The following is a 7,575-nucleotide window of genomic DNA, read 5'->3' as shown; positions in this document are numbered from 1 at the left end:
CAACCAATGTCGCGCTGCAGTACTTGTTGGAGGCGCTATTTCATGATCACGGATAGTACAATACCGACCATATTTTACTACAACCGTATGATTTGTTGTATTAATTTTACACTCTTGAAAAGAGCCCCATCTCGCCCGACTTTATTACCAGGCGCTACATAGATAGCCATACAAAACCTTTAAACTAGTTTAACAGCAATATTGTTCATATTTGATGTGGTGATGAATCTAAGAAAAACAAGGTTATCCGTAAAAAGACATACATTTTAAAAAACTCACTAAAAAAAATTATTGGTGTTCATTATTCCTATGTTCAATTGCGTGACTCCGTAACGCAGAACAGCTCCTAATAGGGAGCTGTTCTTGTGTCTAAATTTGGGCCACACTAAGTGCCGTTACGTTAAATAAATGAAACAACTAGTCTACCGAGCTAAACGTGTATCCCTCACGAGGGATAAACGGAGCTCGGAAATCGCCTTTTAAAAAGTAATAGATATCTTGTGAGTTATCATGGACAACCTCGTAGCAGCTTTCCCCACTACCAAAGTTTGAACAATATTTATTATTTTTAATGCGCCATGTGCCTTCGCTGGGTTTTACATCACCACTACTCATCCACCACGTTGTGCCTGAATCGGAAAAATATTGAACTGTTTTTTTCCCGTAATGAACACCATGAATAGTATTATTGCTAAGCAACAAATCTACTTCTGGTGAATTAACCGGCACTTCTTTAGCTAAGACAGAACATGTTACTCCTAGAAGTATTACTGCAATGATTTTTTTCATTTATATCTCCATTATATTTATAATTACGTTAAATCGCATATATAGAAACCCAATTCAGATTTAATATCAATTTAAATTTAATATCAATTCAAAAAATGAATAATTAGAGCAAATTTGATTGGTATTTATACCTGTGATCATTGAAGATGCTTGATTTTCTTTAGAATCAGGATCATGCTACGAGCCATGAAAATTGCACTGACTCCTCAACAGAAACTACAACTCGGACAAATGCACGACAATGAACGTGACAGTCGAGTTTGCGACCGTATTAAGGCTGTTTTGCTAGCTTCTGAAGACTGGAGTCAGACTATGATTTCACAAGCCCTTCGTATTAATGAATCGACCGTTGCACGTCACCTCAGTGACTACGTTCTTTCTGAAAAACTTAAGCCTGAAAATGGCGGAAGCCAAAGTAAACTTTCTGCTACTCAAACCATGCACCTAATCGAGCATTTGACTGAGAAAACCTATTCTCATACTCATCAAATTGTCGCCTATGTTAAAGAGACATTTGGACTTGATTATACGGTTTCAGGTATGAACAAATGGCTTCACCACAATGGCTTTAGCTACAAGCAGCCGAAAGGCGTTCCACACAAGTTTGATGAAGCAAAACAACAAGCCTTCATAGATGGTTATAAATCACTAAAGGCAAGCTGTGGTAAGGGTGAAACGATAGTTTTTATCGACGCTGTTCACCCAACCTTATCAACCAAAATATCTCATGGCTGGATACGTACTGGTCAGGATAAAGTGATTGAAACAACGGGTGATCGCAGCAGATTGAACATTATTGGTGCACTGAACCTGTCGGATATTGGTGCCACCATTGTTCACGATTACGAAAGCATTAACAGTGAAAGTATTGTTCGCTTTTTCTGTAAGTTAAGAGAGAGCTATCTGTTAGCCCATAAGCTTCATATCATCTTAGATGGTGCAGGATATCACCGCAGTGACTTAGTCAAAGATGCGGCGTTTGTCCTAAATATCGAACTGCATTATCTTCCACCTTATAGCCCAAACCTAAACCCAATAGAGCGGCTATGGAAAGTAATGAATGAGAAGTCGAGGAACAATGTTTACTTCAAAAGCAAACGGGACTTCAAGGCGGCAATAGGTCAATTTTTTACTGTGACTCTTCCAGAGATCGCAGGCTCTTTGACATCTCGAATTAATGATAAATTCAAGTTCTCAAGCCTGCATCTTCAAGTTGATTGGGTATATAGCCACTATCATTATGTTCAATCGTGTGAATCTGTTCTTGTAGGCGTTGTTGATCAAATCAGCTTGAGGTTCAACGACGCCATATTTGACTAATAGTTAGCTTCTAACAGGCATACCTAGTCCTATGACTTTGTTTATAGCTTTGACATTCGCCCTAATGATCTGCTCCAGTTAGACTGGAGAAGGTATTAAGCGACATATTGTTTTTCAAAGTTAATTGGGCTTAGATACCCAAGAGCCCTGTGCCTTCTTGTTCGATTATAAACAACTTCGATGTATTCAAAGAGTGCTTGAAGCATCTCTTCTCGCATCATTATCGGCTCGTCTTGGACAGCTTCTACTTTCATTGAGTGGAAAAAGCTTTCAAAACAGGCGTTCCAACAATTACCACGACGGCTCATGCTTTGAGTTATACGATATCGACAAACTCTCCGCTTGCCATCTGTCTTGCGTTTTTGACTTTCCATTCACCTTCGCCATCAACCATTGGCCAGTCGCATCAATGGCTAGGTGCTGTATTGCTTTTCTCGTTTTTGGCTTAAATGAGACCTCTACTTTCTTTGCTCTACGATTGAGCCTGGTGTAATGCACAACCAATAGCTTACGGAGAAATGGATCATTTTCATGTCTTAAAAATTGTATCTTCAAGTTGAGTGAGTCGAGTACTAGCGATATTTACCTTGAACCACATAGTTTTCTCGCTTATTGCTCTTCAGATTGCTCCAGAGACGCAACCCAGCGCAGGATCTCTGCGGTGGCTTCAATAAGATCGCCAGGAATGTATTGGTCTAACTGCCCATCCGCATATAACGCACGTGCGAGCGGTACTTTCTGCATCACCGGAACCCCTTCTTCTTTGGCAATCGCAATCATACGCTTTGCCATCGCATCAGTCTCTTTTAGGGTAATCACAGGCAGAGGTGTTTCGCCCTTTTTATAGTACAAACCGATGGCAATGTGTGTTGGGTTTGTAACCAGCACATTCGAGCGTTTAACGTTATCTCTTTGGTTAGAAGTTTGCATTTCTTGGTGTAGTTGACGACGTTGACTTTTTATTTCAGGGCTGCCTTCCATCTCTTTGTATTCACGTTTCACTTCATCTTTGGTCATCTTTAACTGTTTAGTGTGGTCGAACTTTTGGTAAGAAAAATCGGCTGCGGCAATCACAATAAAGCCTACCGCAGAGATAATCATCAATTGTTTGATTAATACGCCAGTGATGATCGGTACACACTCTAACCCACAGGTAGGTATCTGCAGTAACGTGTTTAAGTTACCTTTCAGCGTTATCCAAATAATGCATGAAAGTAACGAAACTTTGAGAATGGACTTAATAAACTCAATGATACTCTTTAACGAAAAAATTCGCTTTGCCCCTTCGACTGGATTGATCTTCTTGATGTCCGGTTTGACAGACTCGCCACTAAATAGAAAGCCGAACTGTCCCATGTTAGCCATGATGGCGACTAAGGTTGCAATCAAGAGGATCGGCGCAAGCAGATAAACCATTTCTTTGGCGATGGCGATAGCTACGTCGAGTAGTGCATCTTGAAAGCCCTGATATGCCAATTTGCTTGGCAGTAAAATTAGGGCAGATATGTGCGACATATAGTAATCGGCGAATGCAAACAACACGACAATCAAAGACAGAATCAATGAAGATGAAATGATTTCCTGACTTTTTGCAACTTGCCCTTTTTGGCGGGCATCCCTGAGTTTTTTTGGGGTGGGGAGTTCAGTTTTTTCTCCGCTCATTATTAGGACCTGTTTATTTATTTTGGTTGAATTTTGTTCGAGATAAAGCGTTTTAATCAGGTGAGAGGCGGACGGCTAATTCCTTTTCGCCGAATCGTTCTAAGTAAATCCCTCTCAACAAAGAGTAAAACGTTTTAGCTGAACTCTTTGGACGGCGTTTGTGGTTTCTTTCCACTGCATTATAGGTTTATCGAATAGAGTTACCACATTTCAAAGCATCTATTTTTGCAAGAACAATCTACAAGTCGCTGCAAAAATAAGTTCGAGAGATAAGCAGACTCTAGCGATTACCAAATAGTGTTTAGCTGCTCTGAGAACAGTGCGATTTCAGAGAAAAGTGCTTGAAAGTGGTTCATCATCAGAGCCAGATACACAATCAATAACACACTGGCGATGGCACTTTTGATCGGCATTGCCAAGAAGAAAACGTTGAGTTGTGGTGCGAATCGGCTGATGAGCGCAAGCCCAAACTCGGCAAGGAACATCGCCAGTACTATAGGCGCAGACATCAAAACTCCAAGCCACATTAATTGCTCAAATTGGTCGTAGAAAAAGCGTGCCCACCCTTCTGTTATGGTTGGAAAAAAACCTATCACAGGCCATGACGAGTAACTGGAAAATAGCGCATAAAGAAAAGTGACAAAGCCACCGCCCGAGAAGAACAAAGTGATCAGAGTTTGAGTCAACAATACCGCCGTTGGCGTCGATTGCGAACCGAGGGTGGGGTTAAACATGCTCGCCATGGCTGCGCCTCGCTGGTTATCCACGAGAAAGCCTGCCGCCTCGATTGCCCAAAAGGGGATCGCCGCAATAAAGCCAATGAGCAGACCCAATAACACCTCTTTCCCCAAGATAACCATTAACCAGATTCCATCCGTTTCTGCAGGTAAATTTTGTTGATTAATTATAGGAAATATAAAAAGTGCAAGAGAACACAAGATTCCATTTCTCACCATGGTGCCACCCAGCATTTGCTTGTTTAAGATCGGCAGGAATATAAAACAAGCCATTAACCTAGGAAGCGTTAAGCTGTACAGGAACAGTGCGTGGTGCAAATCATCGTAACTCATCGTATTTGCGGGATTTTATCTAAGGTCAATGTTGCAAACGAATGCAGCTCGGCGCCCAACCACTGTGCGGTAACAAACAAGGTAATTATGACGGCAATCAGTTTAACGACAAATCCCAACGTTTGTTCTTGAACTTGAGTCAGTGCTTGGATGAGTGAGACTAAGGTGCCAACAAACGCCGCAACCAGAATCGGTGGCAGCGACAAGAATAGAACAAGCGTTAAAGCCTGAGTGGCAAAGTGGATTATTTCGGCCGGATTCATATTTCTCTCCTCACTATCCGTAGCTGAGTACTAAGCCATGAGTTAGCTTGGTCCAACCGTCAAGTAACACAAAAAGCAGTAGTTTGAATGGTAGCGAAATTGTCATCGGCGATACCATCATCATCCCCATTGCCAGTAGGATGTTGGACACGATTAGGTCGACAGCGATGAAGGGCAGATACAACAAGAAACCAATCTCAAATGCCCTAGTTAGTTCACTGACCGTGAAGGCGGGGAGTAACAACAATAAGCTGTCTGACTCTAAGCGGTCGAAGTACTTCTGTGGCCACAAGGTTCTCGCAGCATCGGTAAAAAACACCGTTTCAGTTTCACGGATGTGTTTTTTCAAAAACTCTCGATATGGCTGCAGTCCGCTTTCAATCAGCCCTTCAACACTGTCGGAATCTTCTAGGGATATTTCATGTTGTGTAACGTAGTCGTAGGTTTCAAATCCTACTGGTGCCATAATGAAGATCGACAAAATTATCGCCAATCCGTACAGCGCCATATTGGGTGGTATTTGTTGTACACCCAGTGCGTTTCTCAATAGAGAGAACACCACAGCAAGCTTTACGAAAGAGGTCGCCATCATTGCAATGAAAGGAACCAAAGCAAGTAGGGCGAGCGTGACGATTAGGTTCAGTTCATCAGGTAACTGGATCATGCTGGCTCCTGACTACCGCCAAACAATTCGAGAACGCGAACACCTAAGCGTTCATTGATGCTCACAAGTTCACACTCACCAATAATTCTTCCGTTTGCTCGCATAGTGACCGGGTTTGAAATTGGCTGGTTAAGCTCAAAGGTAAAGCCAGGTTGTAGCGCGTTAAGTTGTTCTAAAGTTATGGTTTGCTGACCAACATCAAAAGTGAGTTCAATTGGCAGTTGCTTGTGGTCGGTAAGTACTTCAGAGCTATTGATATCGTTCATATTGGTTTCTTTATCTAGGATGTGGAGTATGGTTTCGTCGAGTTGGCATCGCCAAAGGTTTTGATTGGATATCTGAAAGAGCACTTGATGTTGTGCGATGTGGCAATCATCGAAAAACACCACATCCCCCAATTCCAGTTGCTCGAATTGGCTGACTGCCAAACGTGTTTTGCCAAAACTCAACCAGAATGGTAGTGCAATATTTTGACTTAGGTAAGATGGTGCTTGTGGCAACGCGCCAAGTAGCACATCTCGACCTTCATGCACCCAGAGGCTAAGAGATGCGTCATCACGGTTGATGGTGAGCATCAATACATTCTCTTGCTGAGTTTGCTGTTCAAGAGGTTGTAACTTGCTTAAGACAGGAAGCTGCCCAAAAAGACGTTTAATCACATCGGTGTATGGTTCAATCTGGCTATTGAGTAACGCCAATTGCAATGAGTTTGGTAGTGATTCAAAAGCCGTTGAGTCAAGCATGTCATGTAACCACAACTGTAATTGCGCACCACAAAAATCTATTTTGATCGTTTGCCCTCCAATGAATAACGCCAAACGATAGCCAGTAAATTGAGGTTTTGGCCCTAGCGTAACCGACAGGCTGTTGCTCAGGCTATCTTGAAAGTGGCATTGTTTCGCACATAGTTGATTGCTTAGCGAGATGCTTGATGCGTCGACTTTAGGGAAATTAAGTATCATCATTCGTCCTCAGGCTTCCATTCATCATAAATACTGCGTTGTTGTCGAGAACGTTGTTGATCTTGTTGTTGGTTCATTTGCTCGCTGATTGAGATTCGAATCGGTTGTTCAATCCCCAAGCGTTGTAAGCGCTCAACCAATTCTTGTTTAGCGTTTGGGTTGATTAGCGAAAGGGCATGCTCTTGTTTAATTAAGACGCTGTAACCAGAACTGTCGTGCTTAATGGAGATCTCACCACCTTTCAATTGACCTTCATTGAGAAACAGTCGGACCTCCTTCTCGTTCGCTGTTGGGAGAGAAACATAGATCTTTTCGACCAACTTACTAATCAGATCGTTCACGTTTCTTGCCGAGCTGCGAGGTGTTTGCGCTTCCATACTCTTTAGGATCACATCACCTTGAGTAGTCGGTTGGTTTATATTCGCCGCCGAGTGCAGTTTGGTGCCCACTTCAGAGGTTGAATGATGTAAATCAATGCGCTTTAAGGGTTTTAGCTTCTCTTCAAATGCGGACAACGTAGCTTTCGCTTCTGTGTTAATCTGCGCGTTACTTAAGGTTACCGCTTCTTTTACTGTCGTATCGGGCTTTAGTCGCTGACCATTCAAGACGTTTTGCACAGAGGTAGCGGCTTTACCATCAAACTGGATTGGCGCTGGTTGAGTATTCAAGCCTTTTGGGAAACCGTCAATAATGTCTTTGGGATCGAGATACAAGCCATCAAGAGATGCGCTTGAATCCGTTGAATCCGTTGAATCCGTTGAATCCGTTGAATCCGTTGAATCCGTTGAAACCGTTGAATCCGTTGAATCCGTTGAAACCGTTGAATCCGTTGAATCCGTTGAATC

General features: G+C 42.4%; 7 protein-coding genes and 2 pseudogenes. 1 reads left to right on the top strand and 8 read right to left on the bottom strand.

The genetic code is table 11. The annotated features are described in order from the left end of the window. Positions 1-417: 417 nt before the first annotated feature. Positions 418-789: a hypothetical protein gene (locus tag AB6D80_RS23550; RefSeq protein ID WP_017097360.1), complete on the bottom strand. Its 372-nt coding sequence runs from the start codon at positions 787-789 to the stop codon at positions 418-420. Between the two features lie 174 nt (positions 790-963). Between AB6D80_RS23550 and AB6D80_RS23545 the strand changes: the two are divergent. After that, positions 964-2,006, top strand: a pseudogene (locus tag AB6D80_RS23545) (IS630 family transposase). Positions 2,007-2,204: 198 nt separating this feature from the next. Here the strand turns inward: AB6D80_RS23545 and AB6D80_RS23540 are convergent. From AB6D80_RS23540 to AB6D80_RS23510, 7 genes and pseudogenes are all read right to left on the bottom strand, one after another. Continuing rightward, positions 2,205-2,604: pseudogene (locus tag AB6D80_RS23540) on the bottom strand (IS3 family transposase); the annotation flags it as partial. 114 nt (positions 2,605-2,718) lie between these two features. Further along, entirely contained in the window at positions 2,719-3,771 is a 1,053-nt protein-coding gene (gene sctU / locus AB6D80_RS23535; RefSeq protein ID WP_017096437.1) for a type III secretion system export apparatus subunit SctU, read from the bottom strand. 287 nt (positions 3,772-4,058) lie between these two features. Continuing rightward, positions 4,059-4,841 carry a type III secretion system export apparatus subunit SctT gene (gene sctT / locus AB6D80_RS23530; RefSeq protein WP_029222875.1) on the bottom strand — a complete coding sequence of 261 codons (783 nt, stop codon included), beginning with the start codon at positions 4,839-4,841 and terminating at the stop codon, positions 4,059-4,061. After that, on the bottom strand, positions 4,838-5,104 hold the full coding sequence (gene sctS / locus AB6D80_RS23525) for a type III secretion system export apparatus subunit SctS (RefSeq protein WP_017096439.1): 267 nt from the start codon (positions 5,102-5,104) through the stop codon (positions 4,838-4,840). Before sctS ends, sctT begins: the two co-directional genes overlap by 4 nt. Positions 5,105-5,117: 13 nt before the next feature. Beyond that, a complete protein-coding gene (gene vscR, locus AB6D80_RS23520; protein WP_017096440.1) occupies positions 5,118-5,768 on the bottom strand; it encodes a SctR family type III secretion system export apparatus subunit VscR in 651 nt (216 codons plus the stop codon). After that, complete coding sequence (sctQ, locus tag AB6D80_RS23515) at positions 5,765-6,730, bottom strand: type III secretion system cytoplasmic ring protein SctQ (RefSeq protein WP_029223742.1); 966 nt, start codon at positions 6,728-6,730, stop codon at positions 5,765-5,767. Before sctQ ends, vscR begins: the two co-directional genes overlap by 4 nt. Continuing rightward, on the bottom strand, positions 6,730-7,575 hold an 846-nt coding region (locus tag AB6D80_RS23510), incomplete at its 5' end, for a type III secretion system needle length determinant (RefSeq protein ID WP_372189775.1). The genes sctQ and AB6D80_RS23510, both read right to left, overlap by 1 nt.

This window comes from Vibrio sp. 10N.247.310.17 (assembly GCF_041466605.1).
Classification (GTDB): domain Bacteria; phylum Pseudomonadota; class Gammaproteobacteria; order Enterobacterales; family Vibrionaceae; genus Vibrio; species Vibrio tasmaniensis_A.
This window is presented reverse-complemented; position numbering and strand designations above follow the sequence as displayed.

What these genes read in the sequence shown, in the direction of transcription:
- vscR (WP_017096440.1), bottom strand. Translation starts at nt 5,768, where the DNA reads ATGATCCAGTTACCTGATGAACTGAACCTAATCGTCACGCTCGCCCTA.
- sctS (WP_017096439.1), bottom strand. Translation starts at nt 5,104, where the DNA reads ATGAATCCGGCCGAAATAATCCACTTTGCCACTCAGGCTTTAACGCTT.
- sctU (WP_017096437.1), bottom strand. Translation starts at nt 3,771, where the DNA reads ATGAGCGGAGAAAAAACTGAACTCCCCACCCCAAAAAAACTCAGGGAT.
- AB6D80_RS23550 (WP_017097360.1), bottom strand. Translation starts at nt 789, where the DNA reads ATGAAAAAAATCATTGCAGTAATACTTCTAGGAGTAACATGTTCTGTC.
- sctQ (WP_029223742.1), bottom strand. Translation starts at nt 6,730, where the DNA reads ATGATACTTAATTTCCCTAAAGTCGACGCATCAAGCATCTCGCTAAGC.
- sctT (WP_029222875.1), bottom strand. Translation starts at nt 4,841, where the DNA reads ATGAGTTACGATGATTTGCACCACGCACTGTTCCTGTACAGCTTAACG.